Source organism: Komagataeibacter kakiaceti JCM 25156, from assembly GCF_000613305.1.
Genome location: NZ_BAIO01000581.1, coordinates 1 through 1321, shown reverse-complemented (window position 1 = coordinate 1321; position 1321 = coordinate 1). Strand labels below are relative to the sequence as shown.

Below are 1321 nucleotides of genomic sequence, written 5' to 3'. Positions count from 1 at the left end.
CCGGAGGCGGACGGCTTCATTCCCAGCGCGCTGGCCATGGATGGGGTGATCGCCTGCGCCGTCACGCCCAGATAGCCGCGTGTGACATGGCCGGTCTTTTCAAGCTGATCGACCACATTCTTCACGGTATCGGACGGAATGGCGAAGCCAATGCCGATCGACCCGCCCGAGGGCGACAGGATGGCGGTATTCACCCCCACCACCTTGCCATCCTGCGTAAAGAGCGGGCCGCCGGAATTGCCCCGGTTGATGGGCGCATCGACCTGAATGAAGGAATCATAGGGACCATCGCCAATATCGCGCCCCCGGGCGGAGACGATACCGGCGGTGACCGTGCCGCCAAGGCCATACGGATTGCCCACGGCCACAACCCATTCACCCGGCTCCACCTTGTCGGAATCCCCCAGTTCGATGAAACGCAGCTTGCCCGAGGGGGAGACCTTCAGCAGGGCGATATCGGTCTTGGAATCGCGCCCGACGATCTTGGCGGGCAACGCCGTACCGTCATCAAGCGTGACGGTCACCTTGCTCGCACCCTTGACTACATGGTTGTTGGTCACGACGTAGCCATCGGCCGAGATGACGAAGCCCGAACCGCGCGCCTCCACCGTCTGGTGGCCCTGCTGCGGCATCATCTGGAAGGGAAAGGGAAACGGGAAACCGCCGGGCATGCCGCCTGCCCCGGCTTCCTCGCTCATGTCGGGATCCTTGATGCGCGCCGTGATCGAGACAACCGCCGGTTTGACCTGTTTGACGAGATTGACGAAATTCGGCAGTTGCTGGATCTGCGTATCAGGACGGATCACCCCGCTGTCATCGGCCCGGGCGGGCGTGACGGTGGACAGGCAGCCCCCCGCCACCGTGCCGGCGACCAGGGAAGCCAGCAGGTGGCCGCGAAACCGGCGCGAGGAAATGGTGTTCGACCGTAATACGTCTGACATGGTACCCCTGAACATGATGGTCCTGCTGCAATCTCGAAATAACGGGCGGGACTGGCCGCCAGTGCCGACAGTCCCACTGCGTGCATTGTGCCGCAAGTGAGCCAGCCCGTCCCATACCGTTGCATGACAAATAGGTTAGGCACGCAGCGGCGGAAAAAATCCTGTAGCAGAAGCCCCGCCTCACGCTCGCGCACGCCGCCCACGATTTCGGGGCGGTGCAGGCAGCGCGGGTGGGAAAACACGCGCGGGCCATGCTCCACCCCGCCACCCTTGGGGTCATAGGCCCCGAACACGATGCGCCCGACCCTGAAATGCGTCACCGCCGCCGCGCACATCGGGCATGGCTCCAGCGTGACATACAGCACGCACCCGCAAGCCGC

General features: G+C 64.0%; 1 protein-coding gene and 1 pseudogene. Both read right to left on the bottom strand.

Annotated elements, in window-relative coordinates; genetic code table 11:
- Positions 1-956 (bottom strand): trypsin-like peptidase domain-containing protein (locus tag JCM25156_RS16805; RefSeq protein ID WP_025814044.1); only part of this gene is annotated, 956 nt, incomplete at its 3' end.
- Between the two features lie 131 nt (positions 957-1087).
- Positions 1088-1321: pseudogene (locus tag JCM25156_RS28195) on the bottom strand (nucleoside deaminase); the annotation flags it as partial.